General features: G+C 51.2%; 17 protein-coding genes, 1 tRNA gene and 2 pseudogenes. 6 read left to right on the top strand and 14 right to left on the bottom strand.

All coding sequences use genetic code 11. The features are described from left to right. Positions 1–52: 52 nt before the first annotated feature. A complete protein-coding gene (mltC, locus tag B0X70_RS05785; RefSeq protein WP_036814749.1) occupies positions 53–1,126 on the top strand; it encodes a membrane-bound lytic murein transglycosylase MltC in 1,074 nt (357 codons plus the stop codon). Between the two features lie 160 nt (positions 1,127–1,286). Beyond that, positions 1,287–1,362: transfer RNA gene (locus tag B0X70_RS05780), tRNA-Phe, on the top strand. Positions 1,363–1,746: 384 nt separating this feature from the next. Here the strand turns inward: B0X70_RS05780 and B0X70_RS05775 are convergent. The 12 genes and pseudogenes from B0X70_RS05775 to B0X70_RS05725 all read right to left on the bottom strand — a co-directional run bounded on the left by B0X70_RS05775 (position 1,747) and on the right by B0X70_RS05725 (position 11,086). Then, positions 1,747–2,748 (bottom strand): annotated as a pseudogene (locus B0X70_RS05775) (tyrosine-type recombinase/integrase). 78 nt (positions 2,749–2,826) lie between these two features. Beyond that, entirely contained in the window at positions 2,827–4,344 is a 1,518-nt protein-coding gene (locus B0X70_RS05770; protein WP_246593450.1) for a conjugal transfer nickase/helicase domain-containing protein, read from the bottom strand. Between the two features lie 315 nt (positions 4,345–4,659). Beyond that, a complete protein-coding gene (locus tag B0X70_RS25570; protein ID WP_256448170.1) occupies positions 4,660–4,788 on the bottom strand; it encodes a hypothetical protein in 129 nt (42 codons plus the stop codon). A 66-nt stretch (positions 4,789–4,854) separates the two neighbouring features. Then, positions 4,855–5,781 (bottom strand): annotated as a pseudogene (locus tag B0X70_RS05765) (DUF1281 domain-containing protein). A gap of 129 nt (positions 5,782–5,910) precedes the next feature. Next, positions 5,911–6,099, bottom strand: a complete 189-nt coding sequence (locus B0X70_RS05760) for a hypothetical protein (protein ID WP_217471108.1) — start codon at positions 6,097–6,099, stop codon at positions 5,911–5,913. An 88-nt stretch (positions 6,100–6,187) separates the two neighbouring features. After that, on the bottom strand, positions 6,188–6,520 hold the full coding sequence (locus B0X70_RS05755) for a DUF3085 domain-containing protein (RefSeq protein ID WP_046975216.1): 333 nt from the start codon (positions 6,518–6,520) through the stop codon (positions 6,188–6,190). Positions 6,521–6,585: 65 nt separating this feature from the next. Further along, a complete protein-coding gene (locus B0X70_RS05750; protein WP_217470279.1) occupies positions 6,586–7,497 on the bottom strand; it encodes a hypothetical protein in 912 nt (303 codons plus the stop codon). 101 nt (positions 7,498–7,598) lie between these two features. Continuing rightward, complete coding sequence (locus tag B0X70_RS05745; protein WP_246593449.1) at positions 7,599–9,557, bottom strand: TA system toxin CbtA family protein; 1,959 nt, start codon at positions 9,555–9,557, stop codon at positions 7,599–7,601. A gap of 70 nt (positions 9,558–9,627) precedes the next feature. Then, positions 9,628–10,101, bottom strand: a complete 474-nt coding sequence (locus tag B0X70_RS05740; RefSeq protein ID WP_217471106.1) for a hypothetical protein — start codon at positions 10,099–10,101, stop codon at positions 9,628–9,630. Between the two features lie 76 nt (positions 10,102–10,177). Beyond that, positions 10,178–10,474 (bottom strand): hypothetical protein, encoded by a 297-nt coding sequence (locus B0X70_RS05735; protein WP_217471105.1) that lies wholly within the window; start codon positions 10,472–10,474, stop codon positions 10,178–10,180. Next, positions 10,474–10,851, bottom strand: coding sequence for a hypothetical protein (locus B0X70_RS05730; protein WP_217471104.1), 378 nt, complete (start codon positions 10,849–10,851; stop codon positions 10,474–10,476). The genes B0X70_RS05735 and B0X70_RS05730 overlap by 1 nt, the downstream gene beginning before the upstream one ends. A 13-nt stretch (positions 10,852–10,864) precedes the next feature. Beyond that, on the bottom strand, positions 10,865–11,086 hold the full coding sequence (locus B0X70_RS05725; RefSeq protein WP_021324418.1) for a hypothetical protein: 222 nt from the start codon (positions 11,084–11,086) through the stop codon (positions 10,865–10,867). A 61-nt stretch (positions 11,087–11,147) separates the two neighbouring features. Here B0X70_RS05725 and B0X70_RS25565 point away from each other — a divergent pair, with 61 nt between their 5' ends. Further along, positions 11,148–11,276, top strand: a complete 129-nt coding sequence (locus tag B0X70_RS25565) for a hypothetical protein (protein ID WP_256448169.1) — start codon at positions 11,148–11,150, stop codon at positions 11,274–11,276. Between the two features lie 28 nt (positions 11,277–11,304). On the opposite strand, the gene B0X70_RS05720 is transcribed toward B0X70_RS25565, so the two are convergent. Both B0X70_RS05720 and B0X70_RS05715 read right to left on the bottom strand, forming a co-directional pair. Next, positions 11,305–11,712 carry an antirestriction protein gene (locus B0X70_RS05720; protein ID WP_051560679.1) on the bottom strand — a complete coding sequence of 136 codons (408 nt, stop codon included), beginning with the start codon at positions 11,710–11,712 and terminating at the stop codon, positions 11,305–11,307. 538 nt (positions 11,713–12,250) lie between these two features. Further along, positions 12,251–13,141, bottom strand: coding sequence for an integrase domain-containing protein (locus B0X70_RS05715; protein ID WP_217471103.1), 891 nt, complete (start codon positions 13,139–13,141; stop codon positions 12,251–12,253). Between the two features lie 426 nt (positions 13,142–13,567). Between B0X70_RS05715 and B0X70_RS05710 the strand changes: the two genes are divergently transcribed. From B0X70_RS05710 to B0X70_RS05700, 3 genes are all read left to right on the top strand, one after another. Then, positions 13,568–13,759, top strand: a complete 192-nt coding sequence (locus B0X70_RS05710; protein ID WP_131817520.1) for a hypothetical protein — start codon at positions 13,568–13,570, stop codon at positions 13,757–13,759. Positions 13,760–14,614: 855 nt separating this feature from the next. Then, on the top strand, positions 14,615–16,279 hold the full coding sequence (locus B0X70_RS05705) for a ShlB/FhaC/HecB family hemolysin secretion/activation protein (protein ID WP_217471102.1): 1,665 nt from the start codon (positions 14,615–14,617) through the stop codon (positions 16,277–16,279). 48 nt (positions 16,280–16,327) lie between these two features. Beyond that, entirely contained in the window at positions 16,328–25,669 is a 9,342-nt protein-coding gene (locus tag B0X70_RS05700) for a two-partner secretion domain-containing protein (RefSeq protein ID WP_246593448.1), read from the top strand.

Below are 25,669 nucleotides of genomic sequence, written 5' to 3'. Positions count from 1 at the left end.
CATCAGAGCCAGCGGCTCTGATGTTGTATTCAATACCAGATGGCAATGTAAGATGAAAAAACTGTTAGCACTGTTTGTTATTGCCCCAATTCTTGTTTCCTGTACCAGCAACAAAAATCGTGAATACCGTGAAGAATATATAAAAGATACCAATGGTTTTGATATTTTGATGGGCCAGTTTGCTCATAACATTGAGAACATTTGGGGGTTGCATGAAGTATTAATTGCAGGCCCAAAAGATTACGTAAAGTATACCGATCAATACCAAACTCGCAGCCATATCAATTTTGAAGCTGGAACGATCACGATTGAGACAATTTCCCCAATTGACCCTACGACCTATCTACGCAAGGCCATTATCACGACCTTATTAATGGGTGACGATCCAGGTTCCGTTGATCTCTATTCTGATACTAACGATATTCAGATCAGTAAAGAACCCTTTCTTTACGGACAAGTTATGGACAACAACGGCCAACCGATTCGTTGGGAATGGCGAGCAACACACTTTGCAGATTATCTGATTGCCAACAAATTACAAAAACGCCAATCTGGTTTACATGTCATTTGGTCTGTCACTATACAACTGGTTCCAAACCATTTGGACAAACGTGCTCATAAATATCTGCCACTGATTCGTCAAGCTTCCATTAAATATGGCATAGATGAATCCCTAATTTTGGCAATTATGCAAATAGAATCCAGCTTCAATCCCTATGCAGTCAGCCGTTCTGATGCACTTGGGCTGATGCAAGTTGTACAACATACTGCTGGCCGTGATGTCTTTAAGATGAAAGGTAAATCAGGGCAACCAAGCCGTAGTTATCTATTTGATCCAGAAAATAATATCGATGCCGGCACAGCATATTTATCGATATTACAAAACAGTTATCTGGGTGACATCACTAATGCAACATCTCGCCGTTACGCGGTAATAACGGCTTACAATGGTGGTGCAGGTAGTGTATTACGGGTATTTTCCAGCGATAAGAAAAAAGCGGCTCAAATTATAAATAAAATGGCGCCGGGTGATGTTTATGAAACCCTAACGACCAAACATCCATCGGCAGAATCACGTCGTTACCTGATGAAAGTCAATACTGCCCAGAAAGTCTATCATCATTAAGACATTAAAATATTAAGAAAATAACGGGGAGCAATTTTTCTACTCTCCGTTATTATTTTGCCTATATTTCTGGCTAATCGAATAATTTCAAAGCACAAATCACTATTCCCAAAGAAATCTATTGACGAGCTCTACCGAATACGGTTTAATGCGCCCCGTTGCCCGGATAGCTCAGTCGGTAGAGCAGAGGATTGAAAATCCTCGTGTCGGTGGTTCGATTCCGCCTCCGGGCACCAATTCAAGGTGCGTTGGTTGAGAGATGAGAAAACTCAACAAGCGCTCGATACCGGGACCTAAAAATGCATCGCGTGGTATTATTCAATCATGCAATATTTCGATGTTAATCAAAGGGGTTCCAGATTCAGGATATCTGAGAAATCAGATGTCCCTTTTTCTTTCGAGCGCAATATTTACAAGTTCTATTGCAACTGTCAAGCCATCCAAACTAAAATCAATGAATTAATTAACACGATGTTGTATGTTGGTTACTCAACTTTCCTCATTGATCAGAAGAAAGTTAATTATGGGTGATGGTATCAGTTCAAAAAAATTCCCTATCCTGCGACAGGGAATTTGTAATAGATTAAGACAAGTTCAATCAATAGCAGGCATATTCTGTTTTATCCGATTAACGTTTCGCCTCTCTCTGGTTCAACATCGGTATACAGCATTAATTCACGCTCCAGCGTACGCCCGGCAGTATCCAGATTGATATCAATATATTCCATCGTAGTAGTAATACTGCGATGCCCCAATAATCCGCGTACCATTTGCAAATTACGATCAGGCGCTTTCATCAGTTCAGTTGCCAATGTATGCCGGAAACGGTGTGGACCCACATCAAATCCACACTCTTTTGATAAGCGCCGAAAGAATGATTTTATCGTCTGTAACGGGTCGGTTTCACTTCCTCTGTCTGTTTTGGCGGTAAAATAGTTCACACAGAACAGAGGATCACTCAGTTTTGCCCCAGCCGCCAGGGCACGTTCCAGCAAAACTTCCAGTCGCGGATACAACCATTTCACCACCGGCACCAAATGTTCATAATGGTTCTTACTCCCCTCGGAGCAAAGAATAATCCGGCGTTCTTTCAGATCAACATCTCCAAGCCGAATATGTAATAGCTGATTTTGCCGCATCCCGGTATAACGCAATGTATCCAGTACCGTCAGCCAATACCAGGTCGGATATAATGCACAGCGGGCACGATGGTTATCCCCTGCCTGTCGCTCCCGCTCTTCAAATTGCCCCATCGTGAGATACAGGGCTGTCAGCTGTTTTTTGGTTAATGTTTTCTTTTTCTTCTTGTTTGCATTAACCACGACACCATTAAATGGGTTTTCCGTTTGAGGCAGTATTTTTTCTTTTATCGCCAAATTAAACAACGCCCGCATATGCGCAATCTTACTGTTCCAGGTCACACCTTTCCGTCCGGACTGATGCAACACATATCTGCGCTACGCCAGCACCTGTTGTCGGGTCACTTGAGCAGGCCGATTGTCCACACCTGCAAACACCTGGAAGGTATTCACCACCTTGCGATAACTTGACTCCGTATCCGGCCGCAACATTTTGGCAAAGAAATACTCATCCAGCAGGTTATCCCAGGTCATACTGTCCATCTCTACTTCCTCACTTCATCAATTTAAAAACCCATTGCGGGGCGCAGAAAATAACATATTGTTATTAAAGATGCTTTCTCATGAAATCATGAGAAAAGGGCTATCCTCTGGTACAGAACGGTCACGATAAAGCAACGTGTTTTTGATTAAGTAGCCATGAATACGTTGATAGGAGCCAGTCCGATCAGCCGAATCATAAAGATGACAACAACAAAAACACTTTCCACCACTGACTCGATGTCGTCCCAACCGCTCAAATGCGGTTTGTACCCGTTTCCATTTTTGGCTAACCTCTTTGCCATCCGCCTGCTTCTTCTCACTGAGAAACTGGAAGAAAATGGCCGGCGCACTCACAAACACAAAACCACTGACCAGATGTATCCGGGCTTGCGGCGTATTAATGGTCATCACTCCATGCCTTAACCCAGCGGACAGCCAGTCCCAGAATTGCTCTCCAATACAGGATGTCTCAATAACATTTTCATGCTGCAATGTTGTCTGAACTGCGTGTTGTGAAGGCACCGGCGTGTATGGCGGTATGATTTCTGCTTCACTGGCCACAACCTGTTCTGTCACTGTGCCCGCGACATTTATCCCCATTAATGACAATAGCTGTTGCGTGCTCCCATCCGACGGTACCCCCTTCTCCGGCGCGACTGTCATGATGGCAGAAGAGATCGCATCAACCGGCCTCACGGCTGATGAAACAATTTCAGTCATCGTGTTATCTTCCTGCCGTCTCTGAGAAGGCAGAACACTGTCCATTGTTGTTGATAAAGGCGTAGCAGAAACATCAAGGTTTCCTGAAACAATCATTTGCGGTGATGCCGCCGTGACAGAGAATATTTCTGATATTGTCGGCGCGCCCGCTTTATTCAAAGCTGCTGTCATTATCTGATTGATTGCGTCATCTTCCTTCATATCACCGGATAAAATACAGAACAGCGCAGGCAAGGCATGAGGTACTGACGCCAGCCAGGTCAACGCCTTAGCCGGCAGCAATCGTCCGGCGAGTAACACCCCGAAATGACAGGCAACCCTCGTCTCCACTGGAGGAGTTTTGAACCGGAAACGATACGGCCCCTGCGGCACAACCAATCCCGGGTACCAGGGTTGGCCTTCATCCAGTTCTCCGTCAAACTGGGCCAAAACAGGTAAAAAATGAAATAACGCAGCGTAAAACACCACCGTGCTCCATATCACACTTTGTTCTGCCTGCGTCTCAGGGGCTACACCCGGCGGTAACATCTGTCCTTTCGCCAGACGTACGGCAAATGCAGTACATTGCAAAGTCACATCTATCAAGCCACCCAAGTGGGCATAAGGCCCCTGCGATGCCGCCGGAAGTTGTTGCATCAATGCAACACACTCATGTAACGGGGCCAGCCACAATGCCTGATAGTGTGTTTTAGGTAATGCGCTATTGTCCCACAGACACTGTAAACTCTGCCGTCGCCGGGCAGTATCCAACAACAGTCTGGGCTCAGACGGCAAAAAGTAGCCTGCTTTGACCGTTTCTGGGATGGCGGTGGGTTGTGGAAGTAACTTTTTTCCTGCGGATGTTCCCGCCAGCAGGATGTTAATTTTTTTCAACACGATTAATCTCCTCTTTTTTCCCAAAACCCTAATACATCCTCTGACAGGGACAAGGCAAAACTCTTTTCCGGGAATAAAAATTAATCGATGAAAACCGCACGCAATGATTCAAACGTTCCCAATTCCGTCACGGGTAAACGAAGCGTGTATCCGGTTATTTCGTTGAATCAGTCATGATAAGTACAAAAGGCACATGGCGGCTCATGCAAGAAAGGATTAAGGGAAATAGAATGTGTCCAGTGCATCTGGGAAGCACTATCGATTCAGACCAAAACGTGTCAGAGATGAACAAAACAGCCTCAATCGATTTATTTCTCATCTCCGTCCTGTTGGATAAAACTCCGGCCCAAGAGCCGGACACTCCCCCTCAGAGGAATATTCCCCCAATGGGTAAATCGCCGGCGTCATATCCGCCGGCAGTAGTGTTATCAGACGCTCAGGCAAACCTGAACCTGTTTTTTATGTCAATTCACCACAGGAATTTCCCTGCGGGATAACATTGTCAGCGCACTAACATCCGTCATGTGAAATATTGCCGAGAATGTAGGCCGGCCCGACCACTTTACGGATACCGCCCTCACCTTCCTCACCAAATTCCAGCTCATCAAAGCTGCCAGCTTCCCACTGCCCATTCTGGTACTTGTCGTAACCACAAAAGCCACAGACATCCTCAAAATAATGGGTAATATGGCAGTGATATTGCCTGGATAAAGGCACCATAATTTTTTCATACCATGGCTCCCAGGGTGCTGTATCAAAATCCCCGGTCAGACTACCATCATCATTGTACTTCCAGGCTATTTCATAACCTCGCGGCCGTGCCATATCGTACAATCGGAAATACAACTCATGAGTCGTTTCGTGATTCCTTAACAATCCACCGCAAAATCCATTGATTTCACTCGCAAGACGGGTCGGTATCAGCAGAAACAAGTCACAAGGAACTTTCTCTGTCAGCCGGTCATCAAGATGAGACCACAGCATTTCCGTGTCACGCTCTCCGTTCCAGTCAACCAGACCGAACCAGTCGCAGGACTTTTGGTTAAACAACGCTATGATGGTTTCCTGCGCTACCGGGAGCAACGTCTCCCATTTTCGCGCGGCCAGACCACTTTGTTGGTATAGCCTGTCAATCTGTTGGCTGGTGACTTCATCAAGCGCAACATTATCTTTTAACAAGGCCAGCCATTGCTCAAACGCCCGGTTTTCCGGTGAGTCTACCCCTGTTCCTTTCGCTACCAGCGCCGGATAAAGTGGGTAATCTGTCGTTTCAGTGGGTTGCAGGAGACCGGCACAGCCCGCGACAAACAGCTTAATACTTTGATGGATAGCCTGCCCGTAATAGGGAATGACGTCTCCCAATCCCCATTATTGCAGAGCCTCCAGTTGGTCAGGTTGACCCGTGATATGCAAACGATTAGCGTACCCCTTCAGCATAGTAGAAAATCCTCTTTTTTTACCTGAAACAGGGCTTACCCTGTGGAGGCAATACCCCCACAGGCAAGTGATAAGTTCAGCGATGTGAAAAAAGGCTATCCCACTTTCGGATAGACCTATCCGAATTATTTATAGCCGGACAGCCGGTCTCCACAATTTTGTGGCCTGTACATCAGGGCACCTTCTTTTTCCAAACGCCGCGATAATCCTGCCCGTCATCACCCGGTACAAATCAGGCCGGAAATGCCTGCCATGACGACGGGCGACTTTATTCTTGCGGACAGTTTTTGGGGCTGTTTTGGTCTTGATCTTTTTCATCAGTAACGCTCCGAAATAAAAACGGGCGTTATCCCCTGACGGGAAATAACGCCCGTCAGGGTGAAAACGACTGCCGACATCCCGGCAATCAGGGGTAAAATTGTGTGATAATTTGTGTGGCTGTCAGCGTCACCTTCAGATCACATTTGTCATTCAGTAACCGGTTGAGTGTTAATACGGAGAAACCCAGCTTTTCCGCAAAATCATCTCCGCCCACCGCCTCCCGGGCACGTTCATACCAGCCTTCGTCCTTCTCTGGATGATAACCGCACGCATAAGCGACAAGATACCTGCCGTTTTGCATCGTACCCATATCAGACATGATATAAATACCCTGATCTTTGACCAGCAACACGTCACACTGATGGGCTATCGCTTCCCGCAACACGGGTTTCAGGTCTTTAGCCTTAAAAAGTAACATCGTCGTTCTCCTGAGGAGAAACGTTCCCCTTGAGGGAACATTTCCCCCAATGGGTTAAATTTTAGTTATGCTGCCAGCCTCTGTACTGGCGAAGACAGGCTCACTGAACGGGTTTTCAGCACAAACTGCTCATCTACCCAGGTGATTGCCTCATCCACCACATCCCGATAATCTCTGACTGTTGGGTTGTTAACATCTTCAATGTCTACATCTGATCGAAAACTCTCTATCACACGATCATTTTTGTATACCACATCAACCCGAAACTGGACGGGCGTCATAAATCCATCGGAGACCTCATCGATATAGTCTTCGAGATACCCTGACTCAAATTCCTCTGCATCAATATTGTGCAAATCCTGTGGCCCCATTAATACATCGATGTAACCGATAGCGGAGGAAAAACGCCGGATTAAACGGGGTTCAACCTGTAAGTAACGCAGAAATTGACCCAAACGTTCAAAACAATACAGACACGTTTCTGTCAACTGCTTATCCAAATAGTCCATAAAACGTGTCCAGTACTGTTGCGTTTTACTGAACTGTTCCAGCGTGATTTGTTCCTCCTCCGGCAAGTTATCCTGTGCCGTCAGACGGAGAAACTCCTCCGCCGACATATTCAGCAAAACGGCTGTGTCGGGTCTGATAAGGGTATCCACACGACCACTGCTTTCCGGATGGGTATAGGGCATCAGCATCGGATCCTGATAAGCATGAGATATCGCATCCATTCCCCGTATCCATAACGTCAGGATACGCTCACTATTTCTGCATCTGGCCCGGTTTGCCGGATCCTCAGACAAACTGTCCAAAAGATGAGTCATGATGGGCAAAAGTAACTCTTTGATAAACTTTATATAGGTATTGATGTAATCTCCCTGGCTCTCATGAAACAGATAGAAAATAGCGTCGTCATCCAGCTCCAGCCCCATTCGCTCTGCGAATTGATGCCGAATATAAAAACGTAATAAAGACATAAGGGAAATCTCGTGATTGACGGGGTTCCCCCTGTAGGGGATATCCCCTATCGGGTTAATGTGATGCCACCCAATGGTGACTTTGAATTAAAGATGTGATGTCAGCCAGCCTTGCGCATCACTATTTCGTCTTCAGCTTCCTGACGCTGACGTTTGAACTGCCAGAAGCCTAAATGGTACATTGGCGTCACCATTTGCTGAGACATGACATGAGTGAGTGAATTGCCTACCGTGACCACGGCCGGGATGCCCAGCAATGACAGTTGGATATACGTCATCATCGCGGCAACCGGGTCGATATCGACACAAAACGCCAACATCTGCCGCTGAGGATTAAACCCCGCTTCCAGCATGGCCTGATGCATCGCAATAATCATCCCGCCGGCGCCACAAGCCGGGTCAGACACCGTGATATATTCATGCTCTCCGGATCCCAACCTCGTCAAGCCTTCAGCGAACTGCATTCTGGCCATCATATGGCTGACAGGAAACGGCGTAAAATACTGGCCAGCCTGGTCATTACCTAATTCCAGCGCCATGAAAATAGACCCCAGAAAATCACCGACCTCATACTCCAGTCCCATAATAACTTCACTCAGCAAACGACTCAGCCGGAATGCATCTTCACGGGAATAACGTTTAACCCGCTGCATATAGTCCGCTTCAAATTCCTCATTTTGCAATAGCGCGTTATACAATGAACAGGCTGCCATATGCACAAAATCACAGAACACCTGCCAGCGGTTTTCATGGGGCGCAATCTGGTTAAACAGTCTGATAAAAGCCTGTTTATGTGGATTCGGTTCCCGGTAAGTTGCCGCTAATGGCAGCGCCACAACGTTATCGTCAGGCGGATCATTATCTTCATCCGCATAGCCACGGTCAGACGCCACCGGCGGTAACAACAACTCCTCAGCGTGTGATGATCTGTCCGGCTCGCCAGTATCCGCGGGTTCTGCCACCGGGATCCGAGCATAGTTCAGACACGATGGCTGGCTGGCAAATAACGCCAATGCCTCGCTGGCCTGCCCCAACTCTTCCGGGAACAACCTGCCTTCTGGCTGGTCATGCCGTTCCCAGTGATATATTCGGGCTAAAGCACTGACAGCCATCAGCGGCGTGATACCCTGATCAATATGGCGCTGAACCACCTCATCATATTCCAGCATGGTGTCATTCAGCGGCAGACCATAGTGCTCACTGAGCAACACGGCAGCCATCTGCTGCCACAATTCCACCTGGGTCGGTAACTGCTGTCTGCGGTCTTGCAAATAATCCATAGCACGGCGGGCATCATTAGCCACCTGAAATAACCACCACGGATCTGAACCCAAAGCGTGTTCCCAATGTACTGTATTATCAGGATAGACCGAGTTACCCCGGACACCGGTTAATGCCGCCACAAACGCCGCGCCCAATGCTGTCACCCATTGTTCCCGAGCTTCATCTAACTCACTTTGGGTTGTCAGGCCAAAGCGGTTTAACCGGGACGGATGGCCAGTGGCATAAACCAGTTGATGCAACAAGTCATGCCAGTATTGTAAATCTTCAACGTAGTCCCGCCGGACAGGCAGCTCAATACGGTCATGAAATGGTCGGTAAACGGGCACGATGCCCGACCGATGAACCACCGGGATCCCACTGGCCGTCACCAGTTGCTGAACAGCGGTAAAACCGGGAGCCGGACGCGGAGGTAAAGGAAAACCGGGTTGAAGTTCTGTCGGCAGTCCTTCACATTGTTCCAAATTAATGACACGTATCAGCGACATTGAAGGCCGGTAACGGACGATGGTTGTCGGTTTTTCACCGTTGACCACCCATCCGCCTAACGCTCTTAAATCATCACCGGTTAACCAGCGGTTAGATATCAACTGCCGCTGCAACATAGTTTGCCAGAGCAACAGCACATTGATACCGCTAAACGGTTGTCCGGTCAGCGCATGCTGCGGCAAACCGTACTCACTGGCCGCTTGCCAGGGCGCCCATCCACTTTCCAGGCTGTCTGTAAGACGTCGGGTTATTAACCGGCAGATATCATCCGGTAGGTAAGAAAGGGTCATCATTTTTCCTGTCTAAAATTAAGGAAGAGACCCTTCCACAGGGAGTCGTCTCTCCCCGGGGGATAAATAATTAGCGCATGAAATAATGCGCTATTTTGGCCGGTAACGCAGTCAGCCAGTGATAAACTGCTGACAAGTCAACCTCGTAAGCGTGAAGCATCAAATACACGCCTGTCACCAGCGACGTCAATGCTATCCCGGTCAACAGCCAGCGACGACGCTGCCTGAGTTTTTTCTCCTTTAGCTGAACCTGTTGATACAGGAACAGCCCCAGCGTCTGCAACTCACTGAACCGGTGAAATTCCTCACGCCGTAAGGCTTCACAAGCCTCATCGTAACGCTCAAGCTCGGTCGGATGATGACGAGCAAGAAAACAGCGATAACCATGATTTCTCAGCGTGTGATAGTGATTGTCGAATTGCGCCTGCAGCCACTGATTAAACCGGCTACGGGTTTTTCTGAATATTTCCGGTTCAGCCAGCGCCTGCACTGACAGGGACTGGGACGGTTCCCGAATGTGTTCTTTCGTCGTCATTGTACTCATAGGGTTAACTCCTGTTGTAAAAAAATGACTGACGGAGTTAACCCTCACGGGTTTCCCCGTCAGGGTAATCAATCCATTAGGCGTCCAACGCAATCAGCAACCGATCAGATTCATGTTTAAGCCGCAGCGCTTGCCATAAGGGGGCCCTCATGTCGCCGTCATGCGGCAAACAGAAAAAACCAAACGTCACCTCACACGTTCCCGGCTTTGCTGCCGACCAGGCTTTGAACGCCTGGTAAATCAGTTGATGAAACCGTTCGGTTTCATATTCCGGCGCAGACGGATAACTTACCATTCGCAGCCAGACTGGCTCTTCAATCGCCACAGCCGACATCACCGACCAGGTAACGGCAGTCAACGTCTCATTGACCATTATGCAGCCTCATCATAAACCTTTGACAAACTACGCTGTCTCAACAGACGCGTGAGCATCTGTTGCGCCGAATCCACCGCTTCCGTTTCGTCGATAAGGTACCGCTCGCCATAAAACGGCTCCGAACTCTCCTCACCGAAATATAGTAACTCGACACCCGGTTTGTAGCTGTGCATATCTCTCACCACCACTGGTCTCCCGCACGACTTGGCGTCGTCAGAAAGTTGCCATTTACCGGCATACACCGTGTGTCTTCGCGCATGAGCTGCCGGTAACCTCACCGGTTTTCGCCGTAACAACCAGGACAGCACATGGTAAAACGACAAAGAAATCCAACGAATCACGCCCCAAAGCACTGTCACAAAGATCATTAGCATCGTTCGTCTCCTTTTATCCCCATAACAACCGGAAAACCAGTAACAACACACCCAGCGTTAAGATCCCTGCAAATTTAAGCAGCGTTATCACGCTCAAAAGTTTGAAGAGTGCGTCACGATCACGGTAGTCACATTCATCACGGATCAAATCGCGGATGAGGGATTGTTGTTTCGGGGTTAATGTCTCTGAAGCCGGCAGGATTGTCGGATCAGAAGGTGAATGAAAAGCAGGCATTAACAGCTCCTGTTACTGGAACCCGCCCTTGACGGGGACAAGCCCCGGGAAGTGAAAAAAGATGCTCGTCAAGAACATCATGCAAAGTGAATCAATCCGTCAGGTCAATCCTTATCAGGACGCCTTTAAGATACGGGAACTGGCCCTGTTATCGCCAACCCGGGAAACACGCCTCACTTGGGTTAAATAAAAATTCAGTTCGAATAAGCAGATAATATTTAATCAATAGCCGCGAGTATTTTTTCAGCTTCTGAATGCCCACGAGCATAACCATACAAAGCATGAAAGGCTTTAATATCGTCGTCCTGCTCACTGAAATCTGCCAGTTCATACAGAGAGAATAGCGTCACCGTGATGCCAAAAGCCTCCGCTGACATGATCCCCTCAAAACCATTATCCTCAACAAACACACGGTATTGTTGTTGAAACGTCGGAACGGCATAAAAAATGCCATTTGACAAAACACGGCCCTCCCAGAAATCGCCCTGATACCCGGGACATAACCGAATGGCCCGGCGAAAAAACATTTTCTTTAACAACGCCTCAAGCCAGCTTTGTGTCGAAAACAGTTCTTCAAACCGGACAGATTTCACCGATATTTCCGTTGATAACGATAAAGTTTGCATAATATTTCCTCGAATGAAAAAAACGAGGAACACTCTCCCTGTATCAGGGAAAAGTCTTCCCCGTCAGGGTGGTAGTCAGAATGGGTATCACGGTATTAACCGCTTATCCGGCAGGTAGAAAATCTCATGACGCCAGTCACCGCAGTAATTATCATCACTGCTGTCAACAGGGGTCAAACAGGTTTCCTATACGTGGTTCGCTTGTACGGGCAGACTCGTGAGTCTCAAAGCCGCGTTTTATATTTCCTATTAGCAATCCTCCTGATTACTGAGGAAGATTGTCACCCATCGGGAAACTAAACGCCTCCACTGGGTCAGTAAAATTGCACCTTCATCACTGATGAGTGATACCCGTTTTCAAAGGATAAACGGGTGTACCGCCCAAAGGCGCCACTTTGCAGGCTACAGTGGCATTACAGGTCACTCGAAAGCGTTCCTCTCAAACTGCAAGAACATTGACAGTTGTTCAAAAACAACAAATAAGCCAATCTATGCTAAACAGAATGCTTTTCTTATTCAAGCTAAATCCAAAAACAGATTAATCATGGCCACCCTGTCTATTATACACACGGGCAACATAATGCCCGCGTCCATCCCCATGCCCTAAATCCATCGAAACCATCGCTTCCGCTTCTTTTCGACTTAATCCTTTCGATAAATGATAATTTATGGCCTCAACAGCATAAGCATAACGCAAACTGTGTGGCGAAGACTTTCCGGTTAACCCCGCTTCCCTGACGATATTCCGGTAACGATCAATGGCCGAATGTAAATTCGGTTTATCAATCAAACGACCCTGATTTTTATTGGCATACTTTATTGCCACCCTGACTGCCTGGATCACTTTATCCCGATCAACCACCGTCGTGTCACGGGGACGTCCTCCTTTTGTACCAAACACCACCCTCACTCTTTCATCCCCACGCAATAAAGCTTTTTCCCACGTTCTTAATGACTTTGCCGCCTGAACCGCTTCTTCCGTTCGCAGTCCCAGATAACGAGAAAGTTGCATAGCCGCAGCTACCCCTTCATCTTTCCCCCGGACCACAACAAGCGTCGTGTGATAACGCTCATCCGAAATCGCCATCTTAGTCCCCTCCCGGCTGGCGCCAGATAATCCGAGCGCATGATTACTTAACCGTTTGTGATGAGGGTTAGCTAATTGAGATCTTCCCGCCATAGCGAATATCGCCCGAACAGCCGCCATCTCATTTTGTAACGTGCGCTTTGAAATATTCTCTGACTTTCGGCTATCAATATATTTTTCAATATGATTAATTTTCATATTCTTAATATCACGGATTTGAATATTTAATATCGCCATGCTTTCTGCCAGACGTTTGGCTATTTTCATTCTGTCTGAAACGGTTTTAAAACTGCCGCCAGCCTGACGGGCCAATGTGACTAACTGTTTACTCAACTTTGACATTCAAACGATTTCCTTTTTAACCCACACGACACCACCGCTTGTAACCTGACGGAGGCAAGCAATACAAAACAGTATTCTGAATGTCATCTCTCAACCCCAACGGCACGGTTTGATTTGCGCTTCCTGCGGCTCGACTGATATCTGTGCATCGGGGTGGCGAAATGTTGAGTTCTTACGAGGCACCCCAGCTCTCTGAGCTGTTCGCGGTTTACACCGTCCTGACCGTTGTCAGACTACCTCCAACGTCAGTTTTCACTGACGTCGCCATCAATATCGAGTCGATTGTTCTCCTTCTTCTGAATATAAAACGTCAACATGATTGTTTTTCACTCAAGACGTTAGGGTAAGTGGCAGTCTTCAAACTATCCTGACCCATGTACTACGTGTCGATCAGACAGTAGGAGACGTGGGGAAAGCTTATATTACGTGGCTTGGCAGGTTGTACGCTGGCAGCGTCACTTGGTTTTCGTTATCACGCCAACAAGTGACGCCGCCCATTTCTTCTGGACCCAATGCGCTGTCCGCAAGATACCCAATAACCTGTCAAATCTGGCAACAGTCATCCAGACTGCTGAACGAAACCACCCAGGCAAGCGTAGAAAGCAAAATGAACCGTAGGTTGTTGTTTGAGGATACTGGCAAGTCGGAAAACTGTCTGTGAAATTGCACCTTCATCACTATTGTTAGTGATACCCGTTTTCAAAGGATAAACGGATTTGCCGTCCGAAGACGCCATCTCTCAGGCTACAATGGCATTGAAATCAGTCACCCGAAGGCGTTCCTCTCAGACTGCGGGAACATTAACGATCGCTTACGCGACAACGAATACTGCCTTAAATTAATCAAGGTCCATTTCAACGTCAAGAAAGCTTTTCATACTGTATAGAATAATCATTTATGCCTTTCAAAAAGTGAGCAAAATGACAGGCCGAACAGTTGACACAAAGCAAGACTGGCATAAATCCGCACTAGCGATCTTTGTCTCCTTAAGGTTCATGATTTTTTCCACTCTGTAAATGAATTACGAACACCTGCTTCTGATGATTATCTCCCAATCCGCAATAGCGTAGCGCCTGTTTTGCCAACTGAGCTAAAAGTCATCATCCAACCTAATCATAAAAGGTCATTACTTATCACAAATTAAAAATAACTGTCACAGTTCAAGTAATTCAATGCTGAAATCAATCATCGTAAATGTGATGTAAATCACACCATAAAAACAAAAGAAGTAAAATTAATTTGAAATTATTAATACTGGTTATTAAATGATTAATATTAATCTATTTTTTATACAATACTGTCACAAAATAATCACATTGGCCTGTTTTTTGCTTTGTCATATAACTCCTTGTTTTTGCTGCTATCTTAACCAATCCCCTATTTTAGTTGCCCGGTTGATAATCAACCCTAAATATTGATCGTTAAGCTAAATTCGTGGTTAATGCTGTTTCGACATTGTGGAATAGAAAGTCAATGAAAAGCAGTATTTTGGTATTAACGGTCTTTTGTAGCGTAGCCTCAGGCAGTCAAGCCGCCGACATCGCAGATCAACAACTCATTCATCAACAGGCTCGTCAGCACGCTCTGGAGGCGCAATTAGCCCCGCCGCCTGCGGAAGTTCACCTGTCGGTACCGGAAACCGGGGAGTCAGCCACCTTTGCGGTGGAAACCCCCTGTTTTCCTGTCACCCATGTCGTATTGGCCGGCACCGAAAATTTCCCGCACTGGCTACCGTTCCGGCGTGTCGCTCAACAAGGCGAAAACCATTGCCTGGGCGATAAAGGCATCAGCCAGCTGATAACCCAATTGCAAGATCAGCTCATCAATCATGGCTATGTCACCAGCCGGGTTCTGGCTCCTCCCCAGGATCTGCGTACCCAAACCTTAAAACTGGTGATGATACCGGGCAACATCCGGCATATCCGCTATACCCCAGACAGCGGGAACTATATCCAGCGGATAACCCCCTTTCCCGCGCGTGAAGGCAAATTACTGGATTTACGGGATATCGAGCAGGGATTGGAAAACTTGCAACGTTTCCCGACCGTGCGGGCGGAGATGAACATTGTCCCGGCAGCGCAGCCGGGGGAGAGCGATATTGTGCTGGACTGGCGTCAGTCCCGCCACTGGCGAGTCGCCACGTATCTGGATGATACCGGCTCCAAAAGCACCGGGCGTTATCAGGGCGGACTCACCTTTTTTCTGGATAACCCGCTGGCGCTCAGCGACCTGTTCTATCTCTCCGGTGGGCGCGATATTCACTCATCTGCCGGGAAGGGCAGCCAAAATGACACGCTCTATTACTCCCTGCCTTTCGGCTACTGGATGGCGAGCGTGACGGCCAGTCATTACGATTATACCCAGACGATAGCCGGGCTGAATCAGGCGATCCAATACCGGGGCAAAAGCCAAAACCTGGCGGTCCAGCTTAGCCGGGTGCTACACCGTAACGCCGACCAGAAAACCGGGCTCAACGGTGAAATTTATCGCCGGACTTCGCGCAATTTTATTGATAAGACCGAAGTCGATGTTCAACGCCGGGAAACCGCGGGCTGGAAGCTGGGGCTGTCTCATCATCACTTTATCGGCAGCGCGACGCTGGATACCACAGTGACTTACCAGCAGGGCATGCGCTGGTTTGGCGCACAACCGGCGCCGGAAGAGTACCGCAATGAAGGGACCGCCTTGCCTAAAATCACCCAGTTCTCGGCGACGCTGGCCGGGCCGTTAACACTGTTTTCTCAGCCCTTTTCTTATCAGACCCAGTATCTGCGACAGATAAGCGCCAGCCCATTGACGCCTCAGGATCGATTTTCAATTGGTGGCCGCTGGACGGTGCGCGGCTTTGATGGCGAGTTGACCTTATCCGCTGATCGGGGCTGGTACAGCCGCAACGAACTGGACTGGCAAACCCCGCTGAAAGGGCAGTCGCTGTATCTGGCAATGGATTATGGCGAAGTGGGCGGCCGGGGCAGCGACGCGCTGCTCGGAAAACACCTGGCGGGGAGCGCCCTGGGCTGGCGCGGCAGCCTGAAAAAGGTGAGCTACGACCTGTTTGTCGGCGTCCCGCTGTCCAAACCCGCCGGTTTCCAAACTTCCCCCGTCACGGCCGGATTCAACCTGTATTGGCAGTATTAATTCAAATAACAAAACTGCCAGTGGGTAGTGTTGTGTGGAGCAAAAATCATGAACAAGCAGTTATATCGTATTATCTTTAATCAATCTCGCCAGCTGTGGATGGTGGTGGCAGAAATAGCGCGGGCCGGACGGGGAAGAGCCGGACGCCGCGCTCATCGCCCCTCTTCACCGCAGCGTCGTTGCCGACTCACCGCGCTACGGTTTGGGTTGTTGTTAGCCCTTGGCGGGATTTCGCTCACCGCGCAGGCGGCGATTGTGGCCGATGGACAGGCGCCGGGACGTCAGCAGCCGACCATCATTCGCAGCGCCAACGGCACGCCTCAGGTTAATATCCAGACCCCCGGCGTCGACGGCGTTTCCCACAATACCTACCGTCAGTTTGACGTGGATAAACAGGGAGTTATCCTCAATAACAGCCATCAAGCCACCCAGACGCAACTGGGGGGTATGGTAGCGGGCAATCCGTGGTTAGCCAAAGGGGACGCCAGCGTTATTCTTAACGAAGTCAACAGTCGTGACCCCAGTCAACTCAATGGCTGGATTGAAGTCGCCGGGCATAAAGCCGAGGTGATTATTGCCAATCCTTCGGGCATCACCTGTAACGGTTGCGGTTTCATTAACTCACATCGCACTACGCTCACCACCGGACAGGCGCTGATGGAACAGGGTCGGTTGAAAGGGTTTGATGTCAATCAGGGGGAAGTGCGGATTGACGGGCGCGGCATGGACAGCACACAGCAAAGTTACACCGATATTATCGCCCGCTCCGTGGCGATTAACGCCAAATTACACGCGCAAGACCTGAAAGTGACCACCGGGCGCAATATTGTCGATGCGACGCATCAGCAGATTAAGAAAAAATCGATTGACGATGAAAAGCACCCGGCGTTTGCGCTGGATGTGGCGGCACTGGGCGGCATGTACGCCCATAAAATCAGGCTGATAGGCACCGAAGCGGGGGTGGGGGTGCATAATGCCGGCAATATCGGCGCGTCTGCCGGCGAAGTGCATATCACCGCCGATGGCCGGATAGAGAATCGCGGCGCTATCAGTAGTCGTGACGCGTTGCAATTAACTTCGTCTGCTAATGTTTCGAACACCGGTAAATTGCTGTCACAGTCGGCACTGACCTTGCGGGCTGGCGGCGCACTAGATAATCAGGGCCGGGTGGAAGCCCGCGGCGATACCACCGTTACCGCCGACACGATACACAGCAGCCATGACAGTGTATGGGCAGCGGGGATAGATGATAAAGGTCGTACCACTTTACCCGGCTCCTTGACCCTGACGGCCAAACAACACGTTCAGGCCAATGGCAAAAATCTGGCCGCCGATACGCTGGCTATCCACAGTCAACAGATTGACCTGAGTGACAGCCAGACGGCGGCCGGACATATCCAATTGACTGCCAGTCAATCGGGCATCAGTACCGCTCGCGCTACCGTCAACGCCGACCGTTTTAGCGCGAAAACCCCGGGCCAGTTTAACAACGACAGCGGCCAGTTAGTGGCGCGGGAAATCCACCTCACGACCCCGGATATCTCTAACCTGAAAGGAAAAATTAACCAGACCGGGACCGGTGAACTGGCGCTTAACACCCACGCCCTGAATAACCATGAGGGGATGGTATTCAATCAGGGGAAACTGACCCTCACCACAGACCGGCTTAATAACCGTCAGGGCACTATTGCCAGTCAGGGCGAGGACCTGCATCTGACCGCGCATCAGGCCGATAATACTCAGGGCACCGTGCAACTGGCGGGCAACGGTCAATTATCACTCAATACCCAACGGTGGCTGGGCAATCAGGGCAAACTGCTCACCAATGGCGCCCTGACGATACAGGCCGGTGAACTGCAACTCAACCACGCCGAAACTCAGGCCGGGCAGATAACCGTCAACGCCGACACCCTGAGCCATCAAGGCGGCGTGATGCAACAACAGGGCAAAGATACGCTGTCCCTCACCACTCGGAGGCTGGATAACCAGCACGGCACCCTTGCGGGCAACGGCAACCTGAACCTTAAAGCAACAACCGTCGATAATCGTCACGGCAACATCGTGGCCGCCGAAAAAGGCTCGCTGACACTGGCGGTCAAAGACACGCTGGACAATCAGGCTGGCCGACTGGAAGCCGGTCACGCGCTCCAGCTCAGCGCGACTCAATTGGATAATCGCCGGGGGAGCATCGTGGCAACCGGGGACAGCGCCACCCTCACCGTGGGCAAAACTATTCAAAACGTTAACGGTCATCTTGAAGCCAAAACCCGACTGACCACGACCAGCCAGACCCTGGATAACACCCAAGGCGTGTTGCTGGCGCAAGACATTGACAGCCGGACGACAGGCCATCCCTTCACCAATATCGCCGGACAGGTGATAGCGGAAGACACCCTGACCTTAAACAGTGGTCAACTGGATAATACGGCGGGGCTGTTACAGGCTGGCCGCGAGATATCTATTGATACCCACGGGCAGAGGCTCACCAATACCCACCATGCCGACCAAAAAGCGGGCCGGGTGTTAAGCGGCGGGCAGTTAACCCTGCGCGTCGGCGATGTTGATAACACCAGCGGGATAATCGCCGCGGACGGTAAAACCACGCTGACCAGCGCCGAGCTCACTAATACTCAAGGACAGATTGCCGGGAATGGCGGGCTGGACATTCACAGCCGACAACTGATAAACCGTGAGGGGACCTTACAATCCGCCGACGCCCTGACTCTGGATACCAACGGGCAGTTACTGGATAACCAGCAGGGCCAGATTATTGGAGCAGGAAAAACCACAATCACCAGCGGTCCACTGGACAATCGCCACGGTCATCTTCAAGGCGGACAGTTGGCTATCGATACCCGACACGCCGCGCTGGATAACCGGGACGGCAAACTGTTGTCGACAGAGACACTCAACCTGAAAACCCAGCGGCTTGACAATCGTCACGGTCAGGTGCAGGCGGTGGGCGACACCACCCTCAATGTTGACACCCAAACCGATAACACCGGCGGCCTTATCCGTGGCGGCGCACAACTGACCCTGAACACCGCTCATTTGATTAACCGGGAAACAAAGCAGGCGGATAACGGGCTAGAAGCGCAAGACCTGACGGTCAACGCCCAACGGGTAGACAACACTCAGGGCGCTTTACGGGCAGCCAACCATCTGAAAGCGAACATCAGCCAGACCTTGAATAATACTCAGGGGCTGGTCTCCGCGGGCAAACAGCTCACTCTCAAAAGCGAGGCCCGGCAACCGCATCTGGTGATTAACAACCGGCAAGGCACGCTGATTGCCGGGGAGCACGCCACGATTAACGCACACGGCCTGAGCGGTGACGGCCAACTGTTATCGCAGGGCGATATGGCGGTCACTTTAACTGAGGATTTTCACCATACCGGCAACACGGCGGCCAATGGCAATCTGACCCTGAAAACGACCGGCAATCTTATCAATGACCGCCAGATAAAAGCCGGTCGGGCGCTGTATCTGGGCGCACAGCATCTCACCAACAGCGCCTCCGGTAAAATCAGCGCCAAACAAACGCAAATCCAGGCTCACGATACGCTGAACAACACCGGACTGATTGACGGCGGCTTGACCCATATTACAGCCAACACCCTGAACAATACCGGCACCGGGCGCATTTACGGTGACCAAATTGCCCTCCAGACGGGCACGTTGAATAACACCGCGCAGGACGGCAAAGCCGCCGTGATTGCGGCGCGGGACCAACTGGATATCGGCACCGGAACACTCAACAACCAGCATCATGCGCAGATTTACAGCGTGGGCGACATGCACATCGGCGGCCGGTTGGATAACACCCTGACGGCCACCGGTCAAGCCCGTGAACTGAATAACCACGCGGCGACGATTGAAGCCGGGCGCCACTTGAAGATTAATGCCGACCGGATTAACAACACCAACGCCGGGTTGGTCACTCAGGTCGTCGAAACAGAAAAGTCTCAGCATCACGACGCGGTACTGAGCGGCCAGACCACTCGCTATGACTGGTCACAGGTGGACACTTCCCACCGCAATAAATACAAAGTGCACGATGCCATCATGCCGGATGGCAGCCGCAGTAATGACTTTTACGAATATCAGTACACCCGCACCGTCAAAGAAACTCAGGTCAAACAGAGCGACCCCGGTAAAATTCTGGCCGGGGGTAATATCACGCTCAACAGTGCGCAGGTCACCAATCACGACAGCCAGATTGTCGCTGGCGGCACGCTCGGTGGTGAAATTGGTGAACTGCACAATATCGCTACTCAGGGGGAACGCATCACTACCGATGAAGGTCGCCAGACCCGCTGGTACGCCAAAAAGACCAGAAAGAAAAAGTTCGGATTCGGAGGGACCAAAACTTCGCAGGGAAAAAGCCGCAGTCGTTATGCTCCCGCGCCGGTAATAGAAACGATTGACCTGAAAACGCTGGCCTGGCAGGCGCATACCCGTCCACAGGGTACCGATATCACGATTACCGACCGACAAACCGGTCAGATACATTCTGCCCCCACAGCGGTCACGCCGGTGAACGGTATCAACAATCAGCCACTGGTCTTGCCGCCCGGTCAGCCGTTTGAACTGAGTTTGCCCCCGGAGACCGTCAAAGGGCAAACAGTCGACCCGGTGATACGCGTGGTGACGCCCGATACCCGCCTGCCGAATAACAGCCTGTATACCGTGCAACCGGGCAGTGACAGCCACTATCTGGTCGAGACCGACCCGAAATTTACCCAGTATAAACAGTGGCTCGGCTCGGACTACATGCGGCAACAGTTAACGCACGACCCGGCGCTGGTTCACAAACGCCTGGGCGATGGGTTCTACGAACAGCGTCTGGTGCGTGACCAAATCACCCAACTGACCGGCCAGCGCTATCTGCCGGGCTACAACAACGACGAAGCCCAGTTTAAAGCGCTGATGGATGCGGGTATCGCCTTTGGCAAACAGCAGCAATTAACGCCGGGCGTGGCGCTGAGTCCGGCGCAGATGGCGTTGCTGACCTCGGACATTATCTGGCTGACCAATCAAACCGTGACCCTGCCGGATGGCACTACCGAGGTGGTGACTGTGCCGCAGGTTTACGCGCGTGTCCGTCAGGGCGACCTGCGCAGTGACGGCGCTTTGCTGGCCGGGAATACCGTGGCGCTCAACAGTCAGGGCGATATCACCAACAGTGGCACGATTAGCGGGCGTGACGTCACTCAACTGACGGCCAACAACCTGACCAACAGCGGCTTTATTCGCGGCGGCAAAGTGGATGTGACGGCCCAACAGACGCTCGCCAACCGGGGCGGCCGGATTCAGGGGGATGACCGGGTAGCCTTGAAAGGCCGGGATATCATCAGTGCATCGACCGTGCGCGGGGATGAGGCTAACCGCTGGCTGGACCGTCCTGCGGGCATCTATGTGCAGAACGATAACGGCGCCTTATCGCTGAGCGCCATCAACAATGTGCAATTAACCGCCAGTGACGTCAAGAATGCCGGTAAAGAGGGTCACACCGAGATAACGGCAGGCCATGACCTGACGCTGGACGCCTTAAGCACACGCCGCACAGAACAGGGCGACTGGGGGAAAGATAACTACCGTCATCTGACCCAGCAACAGGATATCGGCAGCCAGATAACCGGCGCCGGTGAGGTGACCCTGCAAGCCGGGCAGGATTTGAACGCCACCGCCGCTCACGTCAACGCCGGTCAACAACTGACGGCGCAGACCGGCAATAACCTGACGCTGACCACCGGTACCGCATCCTCAGACTTAGTGGAGCACAGTAAGCAAACCAGCAAAGGCTGGCTGTCGAAGTCGTCAGTGGAAACCCACGACGAAGTGCATGACCGGCAGGCCCTGAGCACCACATTCAGTGGCGATAAGGTCAATCTCCAGGCCGGTAAAAACTTAAATATCAGCGGCAGCAATGTCGCCGGTACGCAGGATGTCAGCCTGAGCGCCGGTCATCAGCTCACCGTCACCACCGCAGCCGAAGCGCACGATGAAACCCATTTGCGGCAGGAGAAAAAATCCGGCCTGATGGGGACCGGGGGGATTGGCTTCACCTTAGGCAAAGCCAGCCAGAAAGTCACCACCGACAGTGACAGCCAGCTGAGCAAAGGCAGCACGGTCGGCAGCAGCCAGGGCAATGTCACCCTCAACGCGGGAGAACAGCTCCGGGTTCACGGCAGCGAGGTGATTGCCGGTAAAGACCTGACGCTGACCGGTCAACAGGTCGATATCACCAGTGTGGAAAACCGCCATCACACCACGACAAAAACCGAACAAAAACAGAGCGGCTTAACCGTGGCGCTGAGTGGCGCCGCAGGCGGGGCCGTTAACAGCGCGGCGCAAACCGCCAGAGCCGCTCGCAATGAAAGTGACCCGCGAGTGAAAGCGCTGCAAAACACTCAAGCCGCCCTCAGCGGCGTGCAAGCGGTGCAGGCCGGCCGACTGGCGGCGGCTCAGGGCAGTGACGACAAAGGCAATAATAATCTGGCCGGGGTGAGCCTGTCCTATAGCCGCCAGTCTTCCCGTTCAGAACAGCAGCACCGCCAGACCACTCAACAGGGCAGCCATCTCACTGCCGGGGATAACCTGACCATAACCGCCAAAGGGGATGGCAAAGGCGCATCAGGCCAGAATGGCGATATCCGTATTCAGGGCAGCCAGTTACAGGCGGGTAAAGACCTGCAACTGAATGCTCACCGGGATATTCAGCTCTCCTCCAGCCAGAACACCGAACAGACCACCGGCAAAAACAGCAGCCACGGCAGCTCGCTGGGCGTGGGCCTGACTGTCGGGCCGGGGGGCACCGGCCTGAGCGTCTCAGCCAATGTCAGTCGGGGCACCGGCCATGAAAACGGCAACGGCGTCAGTCACACTAACACCACGTTACAGGCGGGACAGACCGTCGGGCTGAACAGTGGCCGGGATACGACGCTGAAAGGGGCTCAGGTCAGCGGCGAGCAGATTACCGCCGACGTAAAACGTCATTTGACATTAAGCAGCGAGCAGGACAGCCAGCGCTATGACAGCCAGCAACACAACGCCAGCGCGGGCGTCAGCGCCACCGCAGGTCCCCTCACTAACGGCACAGCGAGCCTCAATGCCAGCCGCAATAAACTGCACAGCAACTATGACAGCGTGCAGGAGCAGACCGGGCTGTTTGCCGGCAAAAGCGGCTATCAGGTTAACGTCGGCGACCACACCCAACTGGACGGCGCGGTGATAGCAAGTACCGCCGACAAAGCCAACAACACCCTGAACACCGGAACGCTGGGCTTCAGGGACATTCACAATCAAGCGGACTTTACTGTTGAGCAGCAAAGCGCGGGCGTCAGCCTCGGCCAACCCACCGCCGGTCAGGTCCTGAATAATCTGGCGGTCAATGGGCTGAGCGGTTCCCATAACCAGGGCCATGACAGCAGCACCACGCACGCCGCCGTCAGCGACGGCAACCTGATTATCCGGGATAAGGCGCACCAGACGCAGGATATCGCCACCCTCAGCCGCGATACCGATAACGCCGCGAATGTCCTCAGTCCGATATTTGACAAGGAAAAAGAGCAGCAACGACTGAAACAGGCGCAACTGATTGGCGAAGTCAGCGCCCAGATGACCGAGATAGCCAGTACCGAAGGGAAAATTATCGCCACCAAAGCGGCGAAAGCGAAGCTGGACCATATCAGTGAACCGGACAAAGCCGCAGCCAGAAAAAAACTGGTCGACAGTGGCAATCCACACCCGACTGCGGCGGATATCAATAAGCAAGTTTATGACACCGCTTACACACAGGCGCTGAATGACTCGGGCTTTGGGACCGGCGGAACCTATCAGAAAGCCCTACAGGCGGCTACGGCAGCGATTCAGGGCTTAGCGGGCAACAATCTCGGTCAGGCGCTGGCCGGGGGCGCTTCACCGTATCTGGCGGGCGTGATAAAAGAGCTGACCACCGACCCGAAAACCCATCAGGTGGATATCGCCACTAACACGCTGGCCCATGCGATTTTAGGCGCGGTGGCGGCGGAAGTCAGCGGCAATAATGCCTTGGCGGGAGCAGCCGGTGCCGCGTCCGGTGAACTGGCGGCTCAGGTCCTGATTAAGCAGCTTTACGGCGACGGGGCCAAAGTCAGTGAGTTAACGGAAGAGCAAAAACAAACTATCAGCACCCTTTCCACTCTGGCGGCCGGACTGGCCGGTGGTATTGCCGGTGACTCCAGCGCCAGTGCCCTCACTGGGGCGCAGGCAGGGAAGAATGCAATTGAGAATAATGCGCTGGCCTCCCGAAATCTGGGCGATTGCCGCACGCTGTCACCGGAAGCCTGTGGTAAGGCCAAAGAACTGAGCCAGCGGATTCTGGATAAAGGTCTGCCGTCGGTTGAAGACATGCGCGGTAAACTGGCATCGTGTCAGGATGACCGTTGCCGTAAAGGGGTCTGGGCAGAATACCGGCAGGCCAGTGATGCGACCATCAACAGCCTGAAACAGATGGCGTTGAGTGGTGAGTTGAGCCGCGAAGAACTGGCATTCATCAACCATGAGCTGGGTAAGGAGCTGGCTGTTTCAGGTTACCGTGCCAATGACAAGCTGGGGCGTTCAGAGCAGAGCAGTTGGCTAAATGGCGGCAGCGGACCCCTCTCCGGGTTCTTTAACACGGAACTGCGCCAAAAAGAGCTGGAAAACGCCGGGTTATCCAAAGCCGATGCGGCGCAGTACGTGCAGGAAGAGCAGCGTAACCTGTTGCTGCTGGAGACTGCGGTCGGAGCTATTGGAGGCGCAGCCAATAATAAGATTCAGGCGAAGCCATCACCTGTATCATCAAAAAATAATGTTGATAAAAGCGTCCCGGGGGAAGCTACTCAAGTACAGCCTAACCAAACTGCTAATGTGGGAGCAAAAGGAAATAACGCATCTGCAAATCAGCCTAATAATGCGTCAAAAGGTGCGACAGGCAACATCTCGACGTTTAATCCTAATGAAATCAGATTCTCACAGAACACGGTTTCATATAATAAAACCGAAAGAGGAAGTGGTGTGAAATACAGTTATGATGATCTTGTTTCAGGTATGAAAAAAGATGGTTGGAAAGGGGACCCTGTTGATGTTGTAAAAATGCCTGATGGGAAATTTACCAGTATGGATAACACTCGTATAACTGCTGCGAGAGAAGCGGGTATTGATATTAAGGCTAATGTTCGCAGCTTCGATGATAAATTAACTCCAGCAGAATCAATCAGGTTTTCTGACCCCAGAAGAGGACTTGAGCCTAAAACTTGGGGAGAGGCAATAACAGGACGGATTAATAAGCAAACTGGTGGTTTTAGTAAAAATAACCCCTATGGTTCTGATGCTCCCCCTAGAATAACTGGAAAATCAAAGGATTAA

Source organism: Photorhabdus akhurstii, assembly GCF_019090985.1.
Lineage (GTDB): Bacteria > Pseudomonadota > Gammaproteobacteria > Enterobacterales > Enterobacteriaceae > Photorhabdus > Photorhabdus akhurstii.
This window is presented reverse-complemented; position numbering and strand designations above follow the sequence as displayed.